Origin of the sequence: Enterobacter sp. MGH 16, from assembly GCF_000493175.1 — a bacterium.
GTDB lineage: Bacteria > Pseudomonadota > Gammaproteobacteria > Enterobacterales > Enterobacteriaceae > Enterobacter > Enterobacter roggenkampii.
Genome location: NZ_KI535695.1, coordinates 2,464,986 through 2,488,142, shown reverse-complemented (window position 1 = coordinate 2,488,142; position 23,157 = coordinate 2,464,986). Strand labels below are relative to the sequence as shown.

Sequence of the window (23,157 nt, the reverse complement as noted above, 5' to 3'; positions counted from 1 at the left end):
ATCTTTCCCGCCCTTCTGTCAGGGCAACTCTGGCGGCTGCCACTCCTCAACTTCAATCAATACCAGCAAGGCGGCATCTCCGCCGTACTCTTTCGGTGCCTGATGAAACGCCATTACGTGTGGGTGCTGAGCCAGCCACAGCGGCGTTTGTTGCTTGAGGATATGTTTCCCGTGGCCATGCATCACGCAGGCGCAAAAAACATGTTCGCGGCGACAGGCGGCAATCAACGCCCCCAGCTCCTGTTTCGCCTGCATTTGCGTTAAGCCGTGCAGATCCAGAAACAGCTCCGGCGAATAATCTCCCCGGCGTAACTTTTTCAGTTCGAAATGGCTGACGTCCTCGCGCACGTATTTCACCGCGCCCTGGGTATTAAGCAGCGGCTGAAACTCGTCTGAAAAGTAGTGGCTGTTATCGGCCTGCTCCTGCAGCAGCCGTTTGACCGGAACTTCGCTGATTTTTTTACGCAGCGGGCGATGGACGATGGTGTCCTGCGCGATTTTCCGCGTCCCGGTCATCAGCTGTCGGAAGAGCGCCTGATCCTCCTCGCTGAGCGATGTTTTCTTTTTCATTCGTCATTCTCATCTCGTATTTCCGATAGTGTACCCGACTAAACGCATTTTTTAACCTCAAGCGGTACGCGTCATTGCTGATTTATCGCCGTCTTCATGGCAAACTAGCCGCCGAAAATTATGCGAGCATGCCCTGGAGGAAAGAGTGGATAAAATATTTGTCGATGAAGCAGTAAACGAGCTGCATACCATACAGGACATGTTGCGCTGGTCGGTTAGCCGCTTCAGCGCCGCCAATATCTGGTACGGACACGGTACCGACAACCCGTGGGATGAAGCCGTGCAGCTGGTGCTGCCGTCCCTCTACCTGCCGCTGGATATTCCGGAAGACATGCGCACCGCGCGCCTGACCTCGAGCGAAAAACACCGCATCGTTGAGCGCGTGATCCGTCGCGTGAACGAGCGTATTCCGGTCGCCTATCTGACCAACAAAGCCTGGTTCTGTGGCCACGAGTTCTATGTCGATGAACGCGTGCTGGTGCCGCGCTCGCCGATTGGTGAGCTGATCAACAACCACTTTGAAGGCCTGATCGGCCATCAGCCGCAGCACATTCTGGATATGTGTACCGGGAGCGGCTGTATCGCCATTGCCTGCGCTTACGCCTTCCCGGAAGCGGAAGTGGACGCGGTTGATATCTCCACCGACGCGCTGGCCGTGACCGAGCACAACATTGAAGAGCACGGCCTGATCCATCACGTTACGCCAATTCGCTCCGATCTGTTCCGCGATCTGCCGATGCTGCAGTACGATCTGATCGTCACTAACCCGCCTTACGTCGATGCGGAAGACATGTCCGATCTGCCGAACGAATATCGTCACGAGCCGGAGCTGGGTCTGGCGTCAGGCTCTGACGGCCTGAAGCTGACCCGCCGTATTCTGGCCTGCGCGCCGGATTACCTGACCGATGACGGCGTTCTGATTTGTGAAGTGGGCAACAGCATGGTACATCTGATAGAGCAGTACCCGGATGTGCCGTTCACCTGGCTTGAGTTCGACAACGGCGGTGACGGCGTCTTTATGCTGACCAAAGCGCAGCTGCTCGACGCGCGCGAACACTTCAGCATCTATAAAGATTAATCCAGCGGGCTTCGGCCCGTTTCACAACGCTCAAACACAAACAACAACATCGGAGCCGTGATGGCAGGAAACAGTATTGGACAGGTATTCCGCGTGACCACCTTTGGCGAGTCGCACGGGCTGGCGCTGGGCTGTATCGTTGATGGCGTACCGCCAGGCATCGAACTGACCGAAGCCGATTTGCAGCATGACCTGGACCGTCGTCGTCCGGGCACCTCTCGCTACACCACGCAGCGTCGCGAGCCGGACCAGGTCAAAATTCTCTCCGGCGTCTTTGAAGGACGCACCACTGGCACCAGCATTGGTCTGCTGATTGAAAACACCGATCAGCGCTCCCAGGACTACGGCGCCATCAAAGACGTGTTCCGTCCGGGCCATGCCGACTACACCTACGAACAAAAGTACGGCTTCCGCGACTATCGCGGCGGCGGACGTTCCTCCGCGCGTGAAACCGCGATGCGCGTGGCGGCTGGCGCCATTGCTAAGAAATACCTGCAGCAGAAATTTGGCATCGTGATCCGCGGCTGTCTGACCCAGATGGGCGACATTCCGCTGGCGATCAAAGACTGGGATCAGGTCGAGCAAAACCCGTTCTTCTGTGCGGATGCCGACAAGCTGGACGCGCTGGACGAACTGATGCGCGGTCTGAAAAAAGAGGGCGACTCCATTGGGGCGAAAGTCACCGTCGTGGCCGACGGCGTCCCGCCAGGCTGGGGCGAGCCGGTATTTGACCGTCTCGATGCCGACATCGCGCACGCGCTGATGAGCATCAACGCGGTGAAGGGCGTTGAGATTGGCGACGGTTTTGACGTGGTATCCCTGCGCGGCAGCCAGAATCGCGACGAAATCACGAAAGCGGGCTTCCAGAGCAACCACGCGGGCGGCATTCTGGGCGGGATCAGCAGCGGGCAGCAGATTATTGCCAATATCGCGCTGAAACCAACTTCAAGCATTACCGTGCCGGGCCACACGATTAACCGCGATGGCGAAGAAGTTGAGATGATCACTAAAGGACGTCACGATCCGTGCGTGGGGATCCGCGCGGTACCGATCGCAGAAGCGATGCTGGCGATCGTGCTGATGGATCACTTCCTGCGTCAGCGCGCGCAGAATGCGGATGTGACGACCACCATTCCACGCTGGTAAACATGAAAAAAACCGCAATTGCTCTGCTGGCGCTGCTTGCCAGTGGAGCCAGTCTGGCCGCCACGCCGTGGCAAAAAATCACCCATCCGGTGGCGGGGAGCGCGCAGTCCATCGGCGCCTTTTCCAACGGCTGTATCGTCGGCGCGCAGGAACTTCCGCTGCAATCGGATACCTATCAGGTGATGCGTACCGACCAGCGTCGTTACTTCGGCCACCCGGATCTGGTGCTGTTCATCCAGCGGCTGGGAAACCAGGTGCATAATCTGGGGCTGGGCACGATGCTGATCGGCGATATGGGGATGCCTGCGGGCGGGCGTTTTAACGGTGGACACGCCAGTCACCAGACCGGACTGGATGTCGATATCTTCCTGCAGCTGCCTAAAGCGCGCTGGAGTTCAGCCCAGTTGCTGAAACCGCAGGCGCTGGATCTGGTGTCGAGCGACGGTAAGCGCGTTGTGCCCTCACTGTGGACGCCGGATATCTTCAGCCTGATTAAGCTGGCGGCAAAAGATAACGACGTCACGCGGATCTTCGTCAACCCGGCTATCAAGCAACAGCTCTGCCTCGATGAGGGAACCGATCGCGACTGGTTGCGCAAAGTGCGCCCGTGGTTCCAGCATCGTGCGCACATGCACGTTCGTCTGCGCTGCCCGGCGAACAGCCTGGAATGCGAAGATCAGCCGCTACCGCCGCCAGGCGATGGCTGTGGTGCGGAACTGCAAAGCTGGTTTGAACCGGCAAAACCTGGAACCTCTAAGCCTGAGAAGAAGACACCGCCTCCGTTGCCGCCTTCCTGCCAGGCGCTACTGGATGAGCATGTACTTTAATGGATAATTTCGTCGATCTGTTTATGGTGTCACCGCTGCTGCTGGTGGTGTTGTTCTTTGTGGCTATGCTGGCCGGTTTTATTGATGCCCTTGCGGGCGGCGGCGGGCTATTAACCGTACCCGCGCTGCTGGCGGCGGGCATGAGCCCGGCGCAGGCGCTTGCCACCAACAAGCTGCAGGCCTGCGGCGGCTCGCTCTCAGCATCGCTCTATTTTATCCGCCGTAAGGTGGTGAGCCTGGCCGACCAGAAGCTCAATATCCTGATGACCTTTATCGGTTCCACGTCGGGCGCGCTGCTGGTTCAGCACGTGCAGTCGGATATTTTGCGCCAGATCCTGCCGGTTCTGGTCATCTGCATCGGGCTTTATTTCCTGCTGATGCCGAAGCTCGGCGAGGAAGACCGTCAGCGTCGTCTGCACGGCCTGCCGTTTGCGCTGATTGCCGGGGGCTGCGTCGGCTTTTACGACGGTTTCTTCGGCCCGGGGGCAGGCTCGTTTTATGCGCTGGCGTTTGTGACGCTGGCCGGGTTTAACCTCGCCAAGTCGACCGCCCATGCCAAAGTGCTCAACGCGACCTCGAACGTCGGCGGCCTGCTGCTGTTTATCATTGGCGGCAAGGTTATCTGGGCAACCGGGTTTGTGATGATGGCAGGGCAGTTCCTGGGCGCGCGCGCAGGCTCGCGTCTGGTATTAAGCAAAGGGCAAAAGCTGATCCGTCCGATGATCGTTATCGTCTCGGCCGTGATGAGCGCCAAACTTCTTTATGACAGCCATGGACAGGAGATCCTCACCTGGTTGGGGATGCACTAATGAACAGTACGCATAAATACGAACAGCTGATTGAGATCTTTGACGGCTGTTTTGCTGACGATTTTAATACCCGTCTGATTAAAGGCGACGACGAACCGATCTATCTTCCTGCTGATGACGAGGTTCCGTATAACCGCATCGTCTTTGCGCACGGCTTTTACGCCAGCGGTTTGCACGAAATTTCGCACTGGTGCATCGCCGGAAAAGCGCGTCGCGAACTGGTGGACTTCGGTTACTGGTATTGCCCGGACGGGCGAGACGCCGCGACGCAGGGGCAGTTTGAGGATGTGGAAGTGAAGCCGCAGGCGCTGGAATGGCTGTTCTGCGTGGCGGCGGGTTTCCCGTTCAACGTCAGCTGCGACAACCTCGAAGGCGACTTCGAGCCAGATCGTATTGTCTTCCAGCGCCGCGTGCATGCGCAGGTGATGGAATACCTTGAGAAAGGCATCCCGGCACGTCCGGCGCGCCTGATCGAGGCCTTACAGAATTATTACCACACGCCGGCGATTGCGGCGGAAAGCTTCCCTTGGCCGGAAGATCTTTAACAGAGGAAAGAAGATGATCGCAGAATTTGAATCACGCATTCTGGCGTTAATTGATGACATGGTGGAACACGCCAGCGATGATGAGCTGTTCGCCAGCGGTTATCTGCGTGGTCACCTGACGCTCGCGGTAGCCGAGCTGGAAGCAGGTGACGATCACTCTGCCGACGCTGTTCATGAGGAAGTGACCCGCAGTCTGGAGAAAGCCATTCAGGCCGGGGAGCTCTCTCCGCGCGACCAGTCACTGGTGCTGGGCATGTGGGACAACCTGTTCCAGCAGGCTAAACGCTAAGTCATTGTTTTTCGCCCGGTGGCGCTGCGCTTACCGGGCCTACTAATTTTCCCTCTCCCTGTGGGAGAGGGTTAGGGTGAGGGCACCAGACCGCACCTTACTTAACCATTTTCCCCTTCAGCAGTTTCCTTACCCACAAGCGATTCGGATTCAGTCCCGCAAGCGTAACCCTGTCCAGCGGAATTGGCTCGTCGCTCATTTGCGCGGCTAACGTTTCAGCCAGCAGCGGCGCGGAGCACAGCCCACGGGAACCCAGCCCGCCCAGCATAAACAGCTCCGGATACACCGGTGCGGCCACCGCCGTTTCCTTGTTTTCAGCCAGATCTTCATAGGCCGCAAGCGTCGCGTCATAGTCCGGCGCGTTGCCCGCCATCGGCAGATGATCGCGGGTGGCACAGCGCACGCCGCAGCGCGCGTCACCCTCGCTGACGTCAACCTCTTTCGCCCACGCCGCATCCGGGAAACAGTCAATCAGGCGCTGGCGGTTTTGCGCCTGATCCGCTTCGCTGTAGTGCATATCCGTTTCGCCACGATGATAGCTGGCCCCGATGCAGTGATGGCCGTTAGACGGATTTTGCGGTGTCAGATAGCCGTCATAGCACAGCACCTGGCGCAGTTTGCCGAGCGCAGGCGCGGTGGGGATATGGCTTACCTGGCCGCCGACCGGATAAACCGGCAACGCTGCTGTCTGGATAAACTGGCTGATGTGATGCCCGTTGGCCAGCACAACGCTGGCATGGCTCGCCTCCCTGCCATCAGCAAAACGCAGATCCCAGCGTTCTGTCCGGCTGAGCGATTCCACCTTGTGGGCATAATGCGTCGTCAGCCCGCGCGACTGCGCCAGGGCAATGACCGCCGCGGTCAGTTCAGCCGGACACAGCCAGCCGCCGAGCGGGTACTGAATGCCCCCACACCCGGTTTCTACGCCAGCGGTGTCCGCCACCTCCTGCGCACTGACCGCGCGGGCAATCTCTTCCGGCAGGCCCAGCGACAGCATCTGCGCGATCTTCTGCTGGCTCTTCTCATCCCAGCCGAGCTGCGTCACGCCACACCAGTCGTGGTCGAATGCCACTGGCAGCGCGTCGTACAGGCGGCGGGCGAAGGTAAAGGCCGCGGGGAAAAACTGGAACAGGGCCGGATCGTGTGCGCTTAAAAGCGGGTAAAGCGCGCCCTGGCGGTTGCCGGACGCGCCGCTGGCGGGCGCCTCGTCAGCGCAGTAGAGCGTCACCTGCCAGCCCCGGTGCAGCAGCGCGAGAGAGAGCAGGGCGCTGGCGATCCCGCCGCCAACGATCGCTACGTCGCGCGATGCGCTGGCGCGGCGCGCAAACCAGGGCGTCTGAGCGGGGATGTCCAGCGTCTGCTCCATCCTGCCGACCAGCATGTCGCGCTTGCGGCCAAAGCCTTTGGTCTTCTGCATGGTAAAGCCCGCCTCCTGCAGCCCACGGCGGACAAAGCCCGCCGAGGTGAAGGTGGCAAGGGTAGCCCCAGGGCGCGCCAGCCGCGCCATCGCGTTAAACAGATGCTGGCTCCACATGTCCGGGTTTTTGGCAGGGGCAAAACCGTCCAGAAACCACGCGTCGACCTTCTGATTCATCGAATCATCGAGCCTGTCGGTCAGGTCGTTGATGTCGCCGAGCCATAAGTCCAGCGTGACGCGTCCACCGTCCAGAATCAGACGGTGACAGCCGCCGATGTGGGGCGGCCACTGCGCCTGAAGCTGTTCTGCCCAGGGCGCAAGCTCCGGCCAGCGCTGGTGGGCAAGCCGCAGATCGTGCGCGGTGAGCGGGAATTTTTCGAAACTGATGAAATGTAATCTTTGTAGCGTAGCCTCAGGGTGAGCAGCGTGGAACTGATTAAACGCCTGCCAGAGGGTTAAAAAATTCAGACCGGTGCCGAATCCACTTTCCGCGACCACAAACAGGCTCCGCGGGTGCGCCGGGAAGCGGGTGCTGAGCTGGTTTCCGTCGAGGAAAACATAGCGAGTTTCTTCGAGTCCGTTATCATTAGAAAAATAGACGTCATCAAAATCTCGGGAAACAGGTGTACCCTCAGCGTTGAATTCGAGGTTGGCGGGTTGTATTGCGTTTTGTTTCACGTAAGTTACTCGTCTGACAGGCAGTGGCACGATCTTAACGATGTGAGTCCATCGGTGCAAATTTCCGCAGAAAATGTCTGATCGGACTTGTTCGGCGTACAAGTGTACGCTATTGTGCGACTCGAAACTTACTATAGTGCGACTTACAGAGGTATTGAATGAAACGTGCAGTGATTACTGGCCTGGGCATTGTTTCCAGCATCGGTAATAACCAGCAGGAAGTCCTGGCATCTCTGCGTGAAGGACGCTCCGGGATCACTTTCTCTGAAGAGTTTAAAGATTCAGGTATGCGTAGCCACGTATGGGGTAACGTCAAACTGGACACCACCGGTTTGATCGACCGCAAAGTGGTTCGTTTCATGAACGATGCCTCTATTTATGCTTATCTCTCCATGCAGGAAGCGATCAAAGATTCTGGCCTGAGCGAAGAGGTTTATCAGAACAACCCGCGCGTGGGTCTGATCGCCGGTTCTGGCGGCTCATCTAAAGCGCAGGTATTCGGTGCTGACGCCATGCGTAGCCCGCGTGGTCTGAAAGCGGTAGGTCCGTACGTGGTCACGAAAGCCATGGGTTCTGCGGTTTCCGCGTGCCTGGCCACCCCGTTCAAAATCCACGGTGTGAACTACTCCATCAGCTCCGCGTGTGCGACCTCCGCACACTGTATCGGTAACGCTGTTGAGCAGATCCAGCTGGGTAAACAGGACATCGTATTTGCTGGCGGCGGCGAAGAGCTGGGCTGGGAAATGGCCTGTGAATTCGACGCGATGGGCGCACTGTCCACCAAGTACAATGAGACCCCGGACAAAGCTTCCCGTACCTACGATGCGCACCGTGACGGTTTCGTTATCGCGGGCGGCGGCGGTATGGTTGTGGTTGAAGAGCTGGAGCACGCGCTGGCACGTGGCGCGCACATCTATGCTGAGATCGTGGGCTACGGTGCAACGTCCGACGGCGCCGACATGGTTGCGCCATCCGGCGAAGGCGCGGTGCGCTGCATGAAGATGGCGATGCACGGCGTTGACACCCCAATCGACTACCTGAACTCTCACGGTACTTCTACGCCGGTAGGCGACGTGAAAGAGCTGGGTGCGATCCGTGAAGTCTTCGGCGACAACAGCCCGGCAATCTCCGCGACCAAAGCCATGACCGGTCACTCTCTGGGTGCGGCTGGCGTACAGGAAGCGATCTACTCTCTGCTGATGCTGGAAAACGGCTTTATCGCGCCAAGCATCAACATCGAAGAGATGGACGAGCAGGCTGCTGGCCTGAACATCGTGACCAAACCAACGGACGCGACGCTGACTACCGTCATGTCCAACAGCTTCGGTTTCGGCGGCACCAACGCCACGCTGGTCATGCGTAAGCTGAAAGCATAAGTTTTATGTTTGATTCGAAAGGGGAGCCATAAGGCTCCCTTTTTTATGCATTGACAAGCGGCTGATCTCACAGGCAAACTTCACCACTCAACATTATCCGCACGATAATGCGTAAGCGTTTAACGTCAACCAACGCACCTTAATCCTGATAATCAGGTAGAGGGGGCGTGGCATTTCCCCGCCTTACTCTTCATTTCGGAGTAAAGCATGACTGCAGTAACTCAAACAGAAACAACCCCTTCAGCGAACGTCTCGCTGTTCCGTATCGCCTTTGCGGTATTCCTGACCTATATGACCGTTGGCCTGCCGCTGCCGGTGATCCCGCTGTTCGTTCATCAGGAGCTGGGCTATGGCAACACCATGGTCGGCATCGCCGTGGGTATCCAGTTTTTAGCGACGGTTTTAACCCGCGGCTACGCCGGACGGCTGGCGGACCAGCACGGTGCCAAACGTTCGGCGCTGCAGGGGATGTTTGCCTGCGGCCTGGCGGGCGGCGCATGGCTGCTGGCGGCTGTTCTGCCGGTAGACGCCGTGTATAAATTTGCGCTGCTGGTACTGGGCCGTTTAATCCTGGGCTTTGGTGAAAGCCAGCTGCTGACCGGCACCCTGACCTGGGGAATGGGGCTGGTGGGGCCAGCACGTTCCGGCAAGGTGATGTCCTGGAACGGCATGGCCATCTACGGCGCGCTGGCCGCCGGGGCACCGCTTGGTCTGCTGATCAACAGCCAGTTCGGTTTTGCGGCGCTGGCTGCCACCACCATGGCGCTGCCGCTGGTGGCATGGGCGTTTAACGGCTCGGTGCGTAAGGTGCCCGCGCACAAAGGCGAGCGTCCTTCCCTGTGGAGCGTGGTCGGCCAAATCTGGCAGCCGGGCCTGGGCCTGGCGCTGCAGGGCGTGGGTTTTGCGGTGATTGGGACGTTCGTCTCACTCTATTTTATGAGCCGCGGCTGGGCAATGGCCGGTTTTACGCTTACCGCGTTTGGCGGCGCGTTTGTTCTGATGCGCGTGCTTTTTGGCTGGATGCCGGATCGCTTTGGTGGCGTGAAGGTGGCGGTGGCGTCGCTGGTCATTGAAACCATCGGTCTTCTGCTGTTGTGGAATGCACCCGTGGCATCCGTTGCGCTGCTTGGTGCGGCGCTGACCGGCTGCGGCTGTTCTCTGATTTTCCCGGCACTCGGTGTAGAAGTGGTGAAGCGCGTGGCTCCGCAGGTGCGCGGGACGGCGCTCGGCGGCTATGCGGCGTTTCAGGATATCTCATACGGGGTAACCGGGCCGCTGGCCGGGGTGTTAGCCACCTCGTTTGGCTATCCGTCCGTCTTCCTGGCCGGTGCGGTTTCCGCGGTGGTGGGGATCGTGGTGACGCTGATGGCGTTTCGCAGAACGTGAGTCGTTGTTGCCGGGTGGCGGCTGCGCCTTACCCGGCCTACGGTTCAAGCCGTTGTAGGCCCGGTAAACGCAGCGCCACCGGGCAAAATATCAGGCAACCAGCCAGAAAATCGCCAGCGCAATCAGTAATGCAATAAACATCAATCCCGGACGCGCAGAAAGTGTTCTGAAGATCTCCACGACCGGCGCAAACAGCGGGCTGTAGATCGGCTGAATATTTCTCACCTCCGGTACGCCGCCTTCGCGCTCGGCGCGGCGAACGAAGATCTGGTTGAGCAGATCCTGCACCTGCGCGGTAGTCAGTACCGTTTGCGGCGTGGCCTGCCAGTTCTGCTGGGCATAATCCCGAATCACCTCGAACTCGTGCGGCTCAAGCGGCTGTTTCAGCGCGGCCTGGACAGTATGCAGAGTCGGGGCGCTCTGGGTGCTGAGCGTCTGGCGTGCCTGGAGCCAGGTCACCAGATGGGTAAACTGTTTGGCCGGGATCAGCTCTCCTGCCTTCACGCCCGACAGTTCCAGCATGGATTGCCAGATAAGCTTCGTCGGTTCGCCGGTGGCCGCGGCCAGCTTCGTCACCATCTGCTTGAGCGTATTGTGCTCGGCGGGCAGTAGCGGGCGCTCGGTCGCCGGGCGCACCAGCGGCTGCGGAATCGACAGCTCATTGTTCTGCAGCAGCGTCAGCACAGTTTTGAGCTGGTCGGGCGTCAGTTGGCCCAGCGCGGTCTGACCATACTGCTGGCGAATAAAATCACTCACCGCCTGGCGGTTATTTCCCTGGCCCAGCAGCTCCGTCAGCTGAGAAACAATCTGGCGCGTGGTGTGGTTCTGCTGCGCGGTTGTAATACGCTGGTTCAGATTTTGCTCGGCAGCGGGGAAATGGCGCGACTGCAGCGGTGCGTCGTTCCTCACGCCTAAATCATGCTTCACCCCGGCCCAGACTTCCGCGTTTTGCTGCGAAGTCAGCGCAATCAGGCGCGTGATCAGTCGCTCCAGCACGGTGCGCTGTTGCGTAGATAGCGGTTGTTCACCGGCAACGTTTGGCGTGACGGGGCCTTCACCCGGAGGGCGTGGCGGCGTACCTGAAATGGGCTGCATCGTCAAAAATCCTTAAAGTCAAAACTCAGCGTAAACCTGGCAGACGTATATGCCTGGCGGCCAGATTATGGCACACTTGGCAGGTTTTCTTCCTCTCAAACAGGTACTCAGACGTGAAAATCCTCGTTGATGAAAATATGCCTTACGCCCGTGAGCTGTTTAGCCGCCTGGGTAACGTTAAGGCTGTTCCTGGTCGCCCGATCCCGGTCAACGAACTGGACGATGCCGACGCCCTGATGGTGCGCTCGGTGACCAAAGTAAATGAGGCGTTGCTCGCCGGTAAGGCGATTAAGTTCGTTGGGACCGCAACAGCAGGGACCGATCATGTGGATGATAAATGGCTGAAGCAGGCCGGAATCGGTTTCTCCGCCGCGCCGGGCTGTAACGCGATTGCCGTCGTGGAATACGTTTTCTCCTCGCTGCTGATGCTGGCCGAGCGCGACGGGTTTGCGCTGAAAGACCGCACCGTGGGGATTGTCGGCGTGGGTAACGTCGGCGGACGCCTGCAAAAGCGCCTGGAAGCGTTAGGGATCCGCACGTTGCTGTGCGATCCGCCGCGCAAAGACAACGGCGATGATGGGGATTTCCGTTCGCTGGACGAGCTGGTTGAACAGTGCGACGTGCTGACGTTCCACACGCCGCTGTTTAAAGAGGGGCCGTATAAGTCTCTGCATCTGGCCGATGAGGCGTTAATTCGCCGTCTGAAGGCTGGCACTATTCTGATAAATGCCTGCCGTGGTCCGGTAGTCGATAACGCCGCGCTGCTGACGTGTCTGAACGAAGGACAAGACCTCAGCGTGGTGCTGGACGTCTGGGAGCCGGAGCCGGACCTCAACGTTGAGCTGCTAAATCAGGTTGATGTGGGCACGGCGCATATCGCTGGTTATACCCTCGAAGGGAAAGCCCGCGGTACGACGCAGGTCTTCGAAGCCTACAGCGCCTTTATCGGCCATCCGCAGCAGGTGGCGCTGGATACCTTACTCCCCGCGCCTGAATTTGGCCGCATTACCCTTCACGGCCCGCTCGATCAGGCAACGCTGAAAAGGCTGGTGCATTTGGTGTATGATGTGCGCCGCGATGATGCGCTGCTGCGTAAAGTGGCGGGGATCCCGGGTGAGTTTGATAAGCTGCGCAAGAACTACGTTGAGCGCCGCGAGTGGTCTTCCCTCTATGTGATGTGCGACGACGCGTCGGCGGCGACGCTGCTGCACAAGCTGGGGTTTAACGCCGTTCATCACCCGGCGCATTAATGTCTTCTTAATGCTCCCTGTCGGATACTCCGACAGGGACGCTTTTTTATTTCTGGAGTAAACCACCATGTCTGAAGGCTGGAACATTGCCATTTTAGGTGCCACGGGTGCCGTGGGCGAAGCCCTGCTCGAAACGCTTGCTGAGCGTCAGTTCCCGGTGGGCGATATCTATGCGCTGGCGCAAACGGATAGCGCGGGTGAGCATCTGCGTTTTAACAATAAATCCGTCATGGTTCAGGATGCGGCGGCGTTCGACTGGACGCAGGCGCAGCTGGCGTTTTTCGCAGCGGGCGCTGAAGCCACTGCGGCGTACGTTGAAGAGGCGACCAACGCAGGGTGCCTGGTCATCGATCTGAGCGGTCTGTTCTCCATGGAGCCGGATGTGCCGCTGGTGGTGCCTGACGTGAACCCGTTTGTACTGGCTGACTACCGCAACCGTAACGTCATTGCGGTACCGAACAGCCTGACCAGCCAGCTGCTGACCGCCCTGAAACCGCTGATCGACGACGGCGGCCTGTCGCGCATTACCGTGACCAGTCTGCTTTCCGCGTCCGCAAACGGCAAAAAGGCCGTTGACGCGCTGGCCGGGCAGAGCGCGAAGCTGCTGAACGGCATCCCGATTGACGAAGATGATTTCTTTGGCCGCCAGCTGGCGTTCAACATGCTGCCGCTGCTGCCGGACCGCGAGGGTTCCGTGCGCGAAGAGCGTCGTATCGTTGATGAGGTGCGTAAAATTCTGCAGGACGATGGCCTGATGATCTCCGCAAGCGTCGTGCAGTCCCCGGTCTTCTACGGTCACGCGCAGATGGTCGGCTTTGAAGCGCTGCGTCCCCTGGCGGCAGAAGAGGCGCGCGATGCGTTTGGCCGCGGGGAAGACATCGTCCTCTCTGAAGAGAGCGAGTTCCCGACGCAGGTGGGCGACGCCACCGGTAGCGCGCATCTTTCCGTTGGCTGCGTGCGTAACGACTACGGTATGCCGGAGCAGGTTCAGTTCTGGTCCGTTGCCGACAACGTTCGTTTCGGCGGCGCGCTGATGGCGGTCAAGATCGCTGAAAAACTGGTGCAGGAGTACCTGTACTGATGTCAGACGTGGAACAAAAGCCGGTTCATAAAATTGCCCTCGGTATTGAGTACGATGGCAGTAAATATTATGGCTGGCAGCGTCAGAATGAGGTGCGCAGCGTCCAGGAGAAACTGGAGAAAGCGCTCTCTCAGGTGGCAAACGAGCCGATTAACGTCCTGTGCGCAGGCCGTACGGACGCGGGCGTACACGGCACGGGGCAGGTGGTGCACTTTGAGACCACCGCCGTGCGTAAGGATGCCGCCTGGACGCTGGGTGTAAATGCGAATTTGCCTGGTGACATTGCGGTGCGCTGGGTGAAAGCTGTGCCGGATGATTTTCATGCGCGTTTCAGCGCCACCGCGCGTCGTTACCGTTATGTCATCTACAACCAGCGTCTGCGTCCGGCGGTGTTAAGCCAGGGCGTGACGCATTTTTATGAACCGCTCGATGCGGAACGCATGCATCGCGCGGCGCAGTGTCTGATTGGTGAAAATGACTTTACCTCGTTTCGTGCGGTGCAGTGTCAGTCCCGCACGCCGTGGCGTAATGTCATGCACATTAACGTCAGCCGTTTTGGCGCGTATGTGGTGGTGGATATCAAAGCCAATGCCTTTGTACATCATATGGTGCGGAATATTGTGGGCAGCCTGATGGAAGTGGGTGCCGGACACCAGCCGGAGAGCTGGATTGCAGACCTGCTGGCAGCGAAGGACAGAACGCTTGCGGCAGCCACGGCGAAAGCGGAAGGGCTGTATCTGGTCTCGGTAGACTATCCGGATCGGTTTGACCTGCCGAAACCGCCAATGGGGCCGCTGTTTTTAGCGGACTAAACAAAGGTGCAATTAAGGCTTAGACAATATGGACGTAATTCGTTTTTTGATTGATTTCATCCTGCATATTGATGTTCACCTGGCAGAACTGGTCGCGCAGTATGGCGTCTGGGTTTATGCCATTCTGTTCCTCATTCTGTTTTGTGAAACCGGGCTGGTTGTCACGCCGTTCCTGCCGGGCGATTCACTGCTGTTTGTCGCCGGGGCGTTATCGGCGCTGCCCACCAACGATTTGAATGTGCATCTTATGGTGGTGCTGATGGTGATTGCCGCCATCGTCGGTGATGCGGTCAACTACACGATTGGACGCGTATTCGGTGAGCGGCTGTTCAGCAATCCCGATTCAAAAATTTTCCGTCGCAGCTATTTAGATAAAACTCATGCGTTTTATGAACGCCATGGCGGAAAAACCATTATCCTTGCGCGCTTTGTGCCTATTGTGCGCACATTTGCACCGTTTGTGGCGGGAATGGGACATATGTCCTATCGTCATTTTGCCATGTATAACGTCGTGGGGGCGCTGCTTTGGGTACTGCTGTTTACCTATGCGGGCTACCTGTTTGGCGATCTCCCTGTGGTTCAGGAAAATCTTAAGTTACTGATTGTAGCGATTATTGTGCTTTCCGTACTGCCGGGCGTTATCGAAATCATTCGTCATAAACGTGCGGCGGCAAAGCAAGCGAAGTAAATGCACACTGGCGGTTCGACCACTTTTTTATCCAAAGTTTCGGGCTGTTATGTTTTAATGTGCAACATTCATGGTCTGTTGGAGGCAAAAATGGCATTATTCGCCTCTTATAGCAAAACTGGCATACGACCAGGTTCAGGCAGAAAGGTTATCAATGAGCTGGATTGAACGAATTAAAAGCAACATTACCCCAACGCGTAAAGCGAGCATTCCTGAAGGGGTATGGACGAAGTGTGATAGCTGCGGCCAGGTTCTGTATCGCGCAGAGCTGGAGCGCAACCTTGAGGTGTGTCCGAAGTGTGACCACCATATGCGTATGTCGGCGCGCAACCGCCTGCATAGCCTGCTGGACGAAGGTTCTCTGGTAGAACTGGGCAGCGAGCTTGAGCCAAAAGACGTGCTGAAGTTCCGCGACTCCAAAAAATATAAAGATCGTCTGGCCTCCGCACAGAAAGAGACCGGCGAGAAAGACGCGCTGGTCGTCATGAAAGGCACCCTGCATGGGATGCCGGTTGTTGCCGCTGCGTTTGAGTTCTCCTTTATGGGCGGCTCAATGGGCTCCGTGGTCGGTGCGCGCTTCGTGCGTGCCGTTGAGCAGGCGCTGGAAGACAACTGTCCGCTGATCTGCTTCTCTGCCTCCGGCGGAGCACGTATGCAGGAAGCCCTGATGTCCCTGATGCAGATGGCTAAAACCTCTGCAGCGCTGGCGAAGATGCAGGAGCGCGGTCTGCCGTACATCTCCGTGCTGACCGACCCAACCATGGGCGGCGTCTCCGCGAGCTTCGCGATGCTGGGCGACCTGAACGTCGCTGAGCCAAAAGCGCTGATCGGCTTTGCGGGTCCTCGCGTTATCGAGCAGACCGTTCGTGAAAAACTGCCGCCGGGATTCCAGCGCAGTGAGTTCCTCATTGAGAAAGGCGCCATCGACATGATCGTCCGCCGTCCGGAAATGCGCCTGAAGCTGGCGCGCATCCTGGCGAAGCTGATGAATCTGCCAGCGCCGAACCCGGATGAGCCGCGTGAAGGCGTGGTGGTACCGGATCAGGAACCCGAGGCCTGATAACTGAAAAGGGCAGGGCCGGTTGGCGCTGCCCTTTTGCTTTCTAATCTGTTAATGACAACCGGGCATTATGGAAAATAAAAGCATTCCCCAAGCCACGTCGCCCCTGGCCGCGTGGCTTTCTTATCTGGAAAACCTGCACAGTAAAACCATCGATATGGGGCTTGAGCGCGTAAGCCAGGTTGCCGCGCGTCTTGATGTGCTGAAACCGGCGCCTTTCGTGTTCACCGTCGCAGGCACCAACGGCAAAGGTACCACCTGCCGCACGCTGGAATCCGTCCTGATGGCGGCGGGCTACAGGGTCGGCGTGTACAGCTCGCCACATCTGGTACGCTACACCGAGCGGGTTCGTGTGCAGAACCGCGAGCTGCCGGAGTCGGCGCATACGGCATCGTTCGCGGAAATTGAAGCCGCGCGCGGAGAGACCTCATTAACCTATTTTGAATACGGCACTCTGTCGGCCCTGTGGCTGTTCAAACAGGCCCAGCTGGACGTGGTGATCCTTGAGGTTGGTCTTGGCGGACGTCTTGATGCGACCAATATCGTCGATGCAGACGTGGCGGTAGTGACCAGCATCGCGCTGGATCATATCGACTGGCTGGGGCCCGATCGTGAAAGCATTGGCCGCGAGAAGGCCGGTATTTTCCGGGCAAATAAACCTGCCGTGGTGGGCGAGCCGGACATGCCGCACACCATTGCTGACGTGGCGAACGAAAAGGGCGCACAGCTGCTGCGCCGCGGCGTTGACTGGCAGTATGAGGTTCAGGACAACGGCTGGCGCTTTAGCGACGCGCAGGGGGCGCTGGATAACCTGCCGCTGCCGCAGGTCCCGCAGCCAAACGCGGCAACCGCGCTGGCGGCACTGCGCGCCAGCAGTCTCATGGTCAGCGAACAGGCGATCCGCGAGGGTATACAAAACGCGATTCTGCCAGGACGTTTCCAGATTGTGAGCGAGTCACCGCGCCTGATTCTGGATGTGGCGCACAACCCCCACGCGGCGGCGTATCTCGCGGGACGTCTCAAATCGCTACCAAAAACCGGGCGCGTGCTGGCGGTTATCGGTATGCTTCATGATAAAGATATCGGCGGGACGCTGGCCTGCATGGAGAGTGTGGTCGATAGCTGGTATTGTGCTCCTCTGGAGGGGCCACGCGGCGCGACGGCTGAGCAGCTGATGGAACATCTCGGCAAAGGCGCAATCTACAGTAGCGTGGCGCAGGCCTGGCATGCCGCGATGGCGGAGGCTAAACCAGAAGATACCGTGCTGGTGTGTGGTTCATTCCACACGGTGGCACATGTCATGGAAGTGATGGACGCGGGGAGAACCGGTGGCGAGTAAGTTTCAGAACCGTTTAACAGGAACCATTGTGCTGGTCGCGCTCGGGGTGATTATTCTTCCCGGGCTGCTCGACGGGCAGAAAAAGCATTATCAGGATGAGTTTGCCGCGATTCCGCTGGTGCCGAAACCGGGCGACCGCGATGAGCCGGATATGCTGCCCGCGGCGACGCAGGCGCTGCCTGCTCAGCCTCCGGAAGGGGCGGCGGAAGAGGTGCGCGCGGGCGATGCCGCCGCACCGTCGCTCGATCCATCTCGCCTGGCGGCCACGAGCAACAGCGATATCGATCCTGTGCCGGTCGAGCAGCCTAAACCGGTTGAAAAACCGAAGCCGGTTGAGAAGCCGCAGCCGAAACCGCAGCGTGATAAAGCGGCAGAACAGCTCGCCGCAGCGTCAGAGACGCCTCCGCCAGCAAAACCGACGCAGCAGGACGCTGCTGCCCCAACGGGCAAAGCCTACGTGGTGCAGCTCGGTGCGCTGAAAAATGCGGACAAGGTGAATGAGGTGGTGGGTAAACTGCGCAGTGCGGGATATCGTGTTTACACTTCACCTTCCACGCCGGTGCAGGGTAAAATTACCCGTATCCTCGTGGGGCCAGAAGCGTCTAAAGACAAACTGAAAGGGTCGCTGGGTGAGCTGAAGCAGATCTCCGGCCTGAGCGGTGTGGTGATGGGCTACAGCGCGAACTAAGTACGACCTGCTCCTGTAAGAGAGAGGCGATAAGCCACGGCGTTGAACATTTTTTCAGCGCCTTTTTTATTTACGCGCGGGAAGGAAATCCCTACGCAAACGTTTTCTTTTTCTGTTAGAATTCGCCCCGAACTGGATGACAGGGCGTTTAATCGTGGGACACATATGGTCTGGATTGATTACGCCATCATTGCGGTGATTGGTTTTTCCTGTCTGGTTAGCCTGATCCGTGGCTTTGTTCGTGAAGCGTTATCGCTGGTGACCTGGGGTTGTGCTTTCTTTGTCGCCAGTCATTACTACACTTACCTGTCTGTCTGGTTCACGGGCTTTGAAGATGAACTGGTCCGAAATGGAATCGCCATCGCGGTGCTGTTTATCGCGACGCTGATTGTTGGCGCTATCGTCAATTACGTGATAGGTCAGCTGGTCGAGAAAACCGGTCTGTCAGGAACGGACAGGGTACTCGGGATCTGTTTCGGGGCGTTGCGAGGCGTGCTGATTGTGGCCGCGATCCTGTTCTTCCTGGATACCTTTACCGGGTTCTCCAAAAGTGAAGACTGGCAGAAATCGCAGCTCATTCCAGAGTTCAGCTTCATCATCAGATGGTTCTTTGACTATCTGCAAAGCTCGTCGAGTTTTTTGCCCAGGGCATAAACCCTGAGATGTGGCTTAACGAGGAAAAGACGAATGTGCGGTATTGTCGGTATCGCCGGTTTCATGCCGGTAAACCAGTCGATTTATGACGCGTTAACGGTGCTTCAGCACCGTGGGCAGGATGCTGCGGGTATCATCACCATTGATGCAAACAACTGCTTCCGTTTACGCAAGGCGAATGGCCTGGTAAACGATGTGTTTGAAGCCCGCCATATGCAGCGTCTGCAAGGTAATATGGGGATCGGTCACGTTCGTTATCCTACCGCTGGCAGTTCCAGCGCCTCTGAGGCACAGCCTTTCTACGTCAACTCACCGTATGGCATCACCCTTGCCCATAACGGCAACCTGACCAACGCGCATGAGCTGCGTAAAAAGCTGTTCGAAGAGAAACGTCGCCACATTAACACCACCTCTGATTCTGAAATCCTGCTCAACGTGTTCGCCAGCGAGCTGGATAACTTCCGTCACTATCCGCTGGAAGCGGACAACATTTTTGCCGCGATTGCCGCGACAAACCGTCAGATCCGCGGCGCGTACGCCTGCGTGGCGATGATCATCGGTCACGGCATGGTGGCCTTCCGCGATCCAAACGGCATTCGTCCGCTGGTGCTCGGCAAGCGCGACCTCGGCGATGGCCGTACCGAATATATGGTTGCCTCTGAAAGCGTGGCGCTGGATACCCTGGGCTTCGAATTCCTGCGCGACGTTGCGCCGGGCGAAGCGGTGTATATCACCGAGAAGGGCCAGCTGTTTACCCGCCAGTGTGCCGACAACCCGGTCAGCAACCCGTGCCTGTTTGAATACGTTTACTTTGCCCGTCCGGACTCCTTCATCGACAAGATTTCCGTCTACAGCGCGCGCGTCAATATGGGCACGAAGCTCGGCGAGAAGATTGCCCGCGAGTGGGACGATCTCGACATCGACGTGGTGATTCCTATCCCGGAAACCTCCTGCGATATCGCGCTGGAGATCGCCCGCATTCTGGATAAGCCATACCGTCAGGGCTTCGTGAAGAACCGCTACGTTGGCCGCACCTTCATCATGCCGGGGCAACATCTGCGCCGTAAGTCCGTGCGCCGCAAGCTGAACGCTAACCGCGCGGAATTCCGCGACAAGAATGTTCTGCTGGTGGATGACTCCATCGTTCGCGGTACTACCTCTGAGCAGATTATCGAGATGGCACGCGAAGCGGGTGCGAAGAAAGTCTACCTGGCTTCTGCAGCGCCGGAGATTCGCTTCCCGAACGTGTACGGTATTGATATGCCAACCGCCAACGAGCTGATCGCTCATGGCCGTGAAGTGGATGAAATTCGCCAGATCATCGGCGCTGACGGCCTGATTTTCCAGGATCTCAACGACCTCATCGACGCGGTGCGTGCCGAGAATCCGGAAATTCAGCAGTTTGAATGCTCCGTGTTCAACGGCATTTACGTGACCAAAGACGTTGACCAGCAGTACCTCGACTATCTTGATTCGCTGCGCAACGACGACGCCAAAGCCGTTCAGCTGCAAAACGATCTCGAAAGCCTAGAGATGCACAACGAAGGTTGATGTTCCGGCAGGTGAGGGCGTATGCCCTCACTTGCAACTCCCCGCAAAATCCTGCAAAGTCTGCCCTGAAATCAGTAAGGGCGAAAATCATGAAACGACTCATAGTTGGGCTCAGCGGTGCCAGCGGCGCGATTTACGGCGTACGTTTGCTACAGGTTCTGCGTAACGTGGCGGACGTCGAAACCCATCTGGTGATGAGCCAGGCGGCGCGGCAGACCCTCTCTCTGGAAACCGATCTCTCCCTGCGTGATGTTCAGGCGCTTGCGGATGTCGTTCACGATGCCCGTGATATCGCCGCCAGCATCTCCTCAGGCTCGTTTAAAACCGCCGGCATGGTGATCCTGCCCTGTTCAATTAAAACGCTCTCCGGCATTGTGAACAGCTACACCGACACCCTGGTGACGCGTGCGGCGGATGTGGTGCTGAAGGAGCGGCGTCCTCTGGTGCTGTGCGTGCGGGAAACGCCGCTGCACCTGGGCCATCTGCGCTTAATGACGCAGGCTGCTGAGCTGGGTGCTGTCATCATGCCGCCGGTGCCCGCGTTCTACCATCGTCCGCAAACGCTGGACGACATTATCAACCAGACCGTTAACCGCGTACTCGATCAGTTCGACATCGACCTGCCCGAGGATCTCTTCACCCGCTGGCAGGGTGCCTGAATCTGTGCACATAGCCGGTGCATGAAAAGACACGTTGCCCTGTTTCAGGGCAATTATGCAACGGCGATCATATCCTCGACATTTAATTCGTTTTTTCCCTTTTTCTCTCTCCGGTTCGTTCGGCAGACCTGCTATCTTTCACCATTAAGGCAGTATCGCAACGTTTTATTAACATATTTAACGTCGAAGTTTTAACCAGACGGCAATGTGGCATAAGACCTGCAAGATGAAGCCTGCAACACAACACACAACACAATACATAATAAAATCACGGTACTTGAGGGTAAATGTATGAAGAAGACGGTTCTGGCTCTGTCTTTGCTGGTGGGGTTAAGTGCGGCAGCAGGTAGCTACGCAGCGCTTCCACAGACGGTTCGTATCGGTACAGACGCAACCTACGCGCCATTCTCTTCCAAGGATGCGAAAGGCGATTTCGTGGGGTTTGATATCGATCTGGGTAATGAAATGTGCAAACGCATTGCGGTGAAATGCACATGGGTAGGCAGCGACTTTGACGCGTTAATCCCGTCGCTGAAAGCCAAGAAAATCGACGCCATTATCTCTTCTCTTTCCATCACTGAAAAACGCCAGCAGGAGATTGCCTTCTCTGACAAGCTCTACGCCGCGGATTCTCGCCTGATTGCGCCTAAAGGCTCCCCGATTAAGCCCACCATCGACTCGCTGAAGGGCAAGCATGTCGGCGTGCTTCAGGGTTCGACTCAGGAAGGCTATGCCAATGCTAACTGGCGTGAGAAGGGCGTAGACGTGGTGGCTTACCAGAACCAGGATCTGATTTACTCTGACCTGGCGGCAGGCCGTCTGGATGCGGCATTCCAGGATGAAGTCGCCGCGAGCGAAGGCTTCCTGAAGCAGCCTGCGGGTAAAGACTACGCGTTTGCAGGCCCGTCGGTGAAAGACAAAAAGTACTTTGGCGATGGCACCGGGATTGGCCTGCGTAAGGATGATACCGAGCTGAAAGCCGCCTTCGACAAAGCCTTTGCAGAGCTGCGTAAAGACGGTACTTACGACAAACTGGCGAAGAAATACTTCGACTTCAACGTATACGGTGAATAACACCTGGCGGTGACGCACCGGAAAGGTGCGTTACGGGAGCGGCTGACCCAATACGGTGCATTTGATGCACTGTATTGGATCGCTGTGTGCATACTTACGCATTAATAATGCAAAAATTCCCGCTGGAAAGGCATTAATCTTTGCCTGACTGAGGGGATTAATGGCACATTAGCACCACCCCGTCGTCGTAAAAATCCCGTATGAAGACAGTTTGTTGAGGACAAATATGAAAAAACTCGTGTTGTCATTATCACTGGTACTGGCCTTTTCCAGCGCCACCGCGGCATTCGCAGCTATTCCGCAGAAAATTCGAATTGGTACCGACCCTACCTATGCGCCGTTCGAATCGAAGAATTCAAAGGGTGAACTGGTCGGTTTTGACATCGATCTGGCCAATGAGCTGTGCAAACGCATCAAAGCACAGTGTACCTACGTTGAGAACCCGCTGGATGCGCTGATCCCGTCCCTGAAAGCGAAAAAAATCGACGTAATCATGTCCTCCCTCTCCATCACTGAAAAACGCCAGCAGGAGATTGCCTTCACCGACAAACTCTACGCGGCCGATTCACGTCTGGTGGTGGCGAAATCGTCTGATATTCAGCCTACGCTGGAATCGCTGAAGGGCAAACGCGTGGGCGTGCTGCAGGGCACCACTCAGGAAACCTACGGCAACGAGCACTGGGCACCGAAGGGGATTGAAATTGTCTCCTATCAGGGCCAGGAAAATATCTACGCTGACCTGACGGCAGGCCGTATTGATGCCGCATTCCAGGATGAAGTCGCGGCGAGCGAAGGCTTCCTGAAAACGCCGGTAGGTAAAGATTACAAGTTTGGCGGCCCGTCTATTAAGGACGTGAAGTTGTTTGGTGTGGGCACCGGTATGGGCCTGCGCAAAGAAGACAACGAACTGCGTGAGGCGCTGAACAAGGCGTTCGCTGAAATGCGCGCAGACGGCACGTACGACAAGCTGGCGAAAAAGTACTTTGATTTTAATGTTTACGGCGGCTAATCGCCCCGTCATATAACGTGCGGCCCCTCCCACGGCGGGAGGGGAAAAGACACGGTTCCACCACTCACGATACGAC

The 23,157-nt window shown here is 57.6% G+C and carries 23 protein-coding genes; 20 read left to right on the top strand and 3 right to left on the bottom strand.

From position 1 onward, the window contains the following. Positions 1-18: 18 nt before the first annotated feature. Positions 19-570 (bottom strand): endonuclease SmrB, encoded by a 552-nt coding sequence (gene smrB, locus L362_RS11145; protein WP_023344606.1) that lies wholly within the window; start codon positions 568-570, stop codon positions 19-21. Positions 571-715: 145 nt separating this feature from the next. Between smrB and prmB the strand changes: the two genes are divergently transcribed. The 6 genes from prmB to L362_RS11175 are packed head-to-tail and all read left to right on the top strand — an operon-like array spanning position 716 to position 5,264. Then, positions 716-1,648 (top strand): 50S ribosomal protein L3 N(5)-glutamine methyltransferase, encoded by a 933-nt coding sequence (prmB, locus tag L362_RS11150; RefSeq protein WP_023344605.1) that lies wholly within the window; start codon positions 716-718, stop codon positions 1,646-1,648. Between the two features lie 60 nt (positions 1,649-1,708). Continuing rightward, a complete protein-coding gene (gene aroC, locus L362_RS11155) occupies positions 1,709-2,794 on the top strand; it encodes a chorismate synthase (protein WP_023325780.1) in 1,086 nt (361 codons plus the stop codon). 2 nt (positions 2,795-2,796) lie between these two features. Then, complete coding sequence (gene mepA / locus L362_RS11160) at positions 2,797-3,621, top strand: penicillin-insensitive murein endopeptidase (RefSeq protein WP_008502610.1); 825 nt, start codon at positions 2,797-2,799, stop codon at positions 3,619-3,621. Then, positions 3,621-4,430 (top strand): sulfite exporter TauE/SafE family protein, encoded by an 810-nt coding sequence (locus tag L362_RS11165; protein ID WP_008502609.1) that lies wholly within the window; start codon positions 3,621-3,623, stop codon positions 4,428-4,430. The genes mepA and L362_RS11165 overlap by 1 nt, the downstream gene beginning before the upstream one ends. Beyond that, positions 4,430-4,975 carry an elongation factor P hydroxylase gene (locus L362_RS11170; protein ID WP_008502608.1) on the top strand — a complete coding sequence of 182 codons (546 nt, stop codon included), beginning with the start codon at positions 4,430-4,432 and terminating at the stop codon, positions 4,973-4,975. Before L362_RS11165 ends, L362_RS11170 begins: the two co-directional genes overlap by 1 nt. A gap of 13 nt (positions 4,976-4,988) precedes the next feature. Next, the gene (locus tag L362_RS11175) at positions 4,989-5,264 is read left to right on the top strand and encodes a YfcL family protein (RefSeq protein ID WP_008502607.1); all 276 of its coding nucleotides are present in this window, start codon (positions 4,989-4,991) and stop codon (positions 5,262-5,264) included. 97 nt (positions 5,265-5,361) lie between these two features. On the opposite strand, the gene mnmC is transcribed toward L362_RS11175, so the two are convergent. Further along, the gene (mnmC, locus tag L362_RS11180; protein WP_023344604.1) at positions 5,362-7,359 is read right to left on the bottom strand and encodes a bifunctional tRNA (5-methylaminomethyl-2-thiouridine)(34)-methyltransferase MnmC2/FAD-dependent 5-carboxymethylaminomethyl-2-thiouridine(34) oxidoreductase MnmC1; all 1,998 of its coding nucleotides are present in this window, start codon (positions 7,357-7,359) and stop codon (positions 5,362-5,364) included. Between the two features lie 158 nt (positions 7,360-7,517). Between mnmC and fabB the strand changes: the two genes are divergently transcribed. Beyond that, complete coding sequence (fabB, locus tag L362_RS11185) at positions 7,518-8,735, top strand: beta-ketoacyl-ACP synthase I (RefSeq protein ID WP_008502605.1); 1,218 nt, start codon at positions 7,518-7,520, stop codon at positions 8,733-8,735. 207 nt (positions 8,736-8,942) lie between these two features. After that, on the top strand, positions 8,943-10,121 hold the full coding sequence (locus L362_RS11190; RefSeq protein WP_023344603.1) for an MFS transporter: 1,179 nt from the start codon (positions 8,943-8,945) through the stop codon (positions 10,119-10,121). A gap of 90 nt (positions 10,122-10,211) precedes the next feature. Here the strand turns inward: L362_RS11190 and flk are convergent, their stop codons facing one another. Beyond that, positions 10,212-11,216, bottom strand: a complete 1,005-nt coding sequence (flk, locus tag L362_RS11195; RefSeq protein ID WP_023344602.1) for a flagella biosynthesis regulator Flk — start codon at positions 11,214-11,216, stop codon at positions 10,212-10,214. 113 nt (positions 11,217-11,329) lie between these two features. Between flk and pdxB the strand changes: the two genes are divergently transcribed. The 12 genes from pdxB to hisJ all read left to right on the top strand — a co-directional run bounded on the left by pdxB (position 11,330) and on the right by hisJ (position 23,081). Next, complete coding sequence (pdxB, locus tag L362_RS11200; protein WP_023344601.1) at positions 11,330-12,466, top strand: 4-phosphoerythronate dehydrogenase PdxB; 1,137 nt, start codon at positions 11,330-11,332, stop codon at positions 12,464-12,466. A gap of 67 nt (positions 12,467-12,533) precedes the next feature. Then, positions 12,534-13,547 carry an aspartate-semialdehyde dehydrogenase gene (locus L362_RS11205; RefSeq protein WP_023344600.1) on the top strand — a complete coding sequence of 338 codons (1,014 nt, stop codon included), beginning with the start codon at positions 12,534-12,536 and terminating at the stop codon, positions 13,545-13,547. Next, complete coding sequence (truA, locus tag L362_RS11210) at positions 13,547-14,359, top strand: tRNA pseudouridine(38-40) synthase TruA (protein ID WP_008502600.1); 813 nt, start codon at positions 13,547-13,549, stop codon at positions 14,357-14,359. Before L362_RS11205 ends, truA begins: the two co-directional genes overlap by 1 nt. A 28-nt stretch (positions 14,360-14,387) precedes the next feature. Beyond that, positions 14,388-15,047, top strand: coding sequence for a DedA family protein (locus tag L362_RS11215; protein ID WP_008502599.1), 660 nt, complete (start codon positions 14,388-14,390; stop codon positions 15,045-15,047). Between the two features lie 154 nt (positions 15,048-15,201). Continuing rightward, the gene (accD, locus tag L362_RS11220) at positions 15,202-16,107 is read left to right on the top strand and encodes an acetyl-CoA carboxylase, carboxyltransferase subunit beta (RefSeq protein WP_008502598.1); all 906 of its coding nucleotides are present in this window, start codon (positions 15,202-15,204) and stop codon (positions 16,105-16,107) included. Between the two features lie 70 nt (positions 16,108-16,177). Beyond that, entirely contained in the window at positions 16,178-17,446 is a 1,269-nt protein-coding gene (gene folC, locus L362_RS11225; RefSeq protein ID WP_023344599.1) for a bifunctional tetrahydrofolate synthase/dihydrofolate synthase, read from the top strand. Continuing rightward, positions 17,436-18,134, top strand: a complete 699-nt coding sequence (dedD, locus tag L362_RS11230) for a cell division protein DedD (RefSeq protein ID WP_008502596.1) — start codon at positions 17,436-17,438, stop codon at positions 18,132-18,134. Before folC ends, dedD begins: the two co-directional genes overlap by 11 nt. A gap of 165 nt (positions 18,135-18,299) precedes the next feature. After that, positions 18,300-18,788 (top strand): colicin V production protein, encoded by a 489-nt coding sequence (gene cvpA, locus L362_RS11235; RefSeq protein ID WP_000262116.1) that lies wholly within the window; start codon positions 18,300-18,302, stop codon positions 18,786-18,788. A gap of 33 nt (positions 18,789-18,821) precedes the next feature. Further along, positions 18,822-20,339, top strand: a complete 1,518-nt coding sequence (gene purF / locus L362_RS11240; protein WP_021241570.1) for an amidophosphoribosyltransferase — start codon at positions 18,822-18,824, stop codon at positions 20,337-20,339. 89 nt (positions 20,340-20,428) lie between these two features. Then, a complete protein-coding gene (locus L362_RS11245) occupies positions 20,429-20,998 on the top strand; it encodes a UbiX family flavin prenyltransferase (protein ID WP_023344598.1) in 570 nt (189 codons plus the stop codon). A 291-nt stretch (positions 20,999-21,289) separates the two neighbouring features. After that, on the top strand, positions 21,290-22,072 hold the full coding sequence (gene argT / locus L362_RS11250) for a lysine/arginine/ornithine ABC transporter substrate-binding protein ArgT (protein WP_008502593.1): 783 nt from the start codon (positions 21,290-21,292) through the stop codon (positions 22,070-22,072). 226 nt (positions 22,073-22,298) lie between these two features. Continuing rightward, positions 22,299-23,081, top strand: a complete 783-nt coding sequence (gene hisJ / locus L362_RS11255; RefSeq protein ID WP_008502592.1) for a histidine ABC transporter substrate-binding protein HisJ — start codon at positions 22,299-22,301, stop codon at positions 23,079-23,081. The last annotated feature ends 76 nt before the right edge of the window (positions 23,082-23,157 follow it).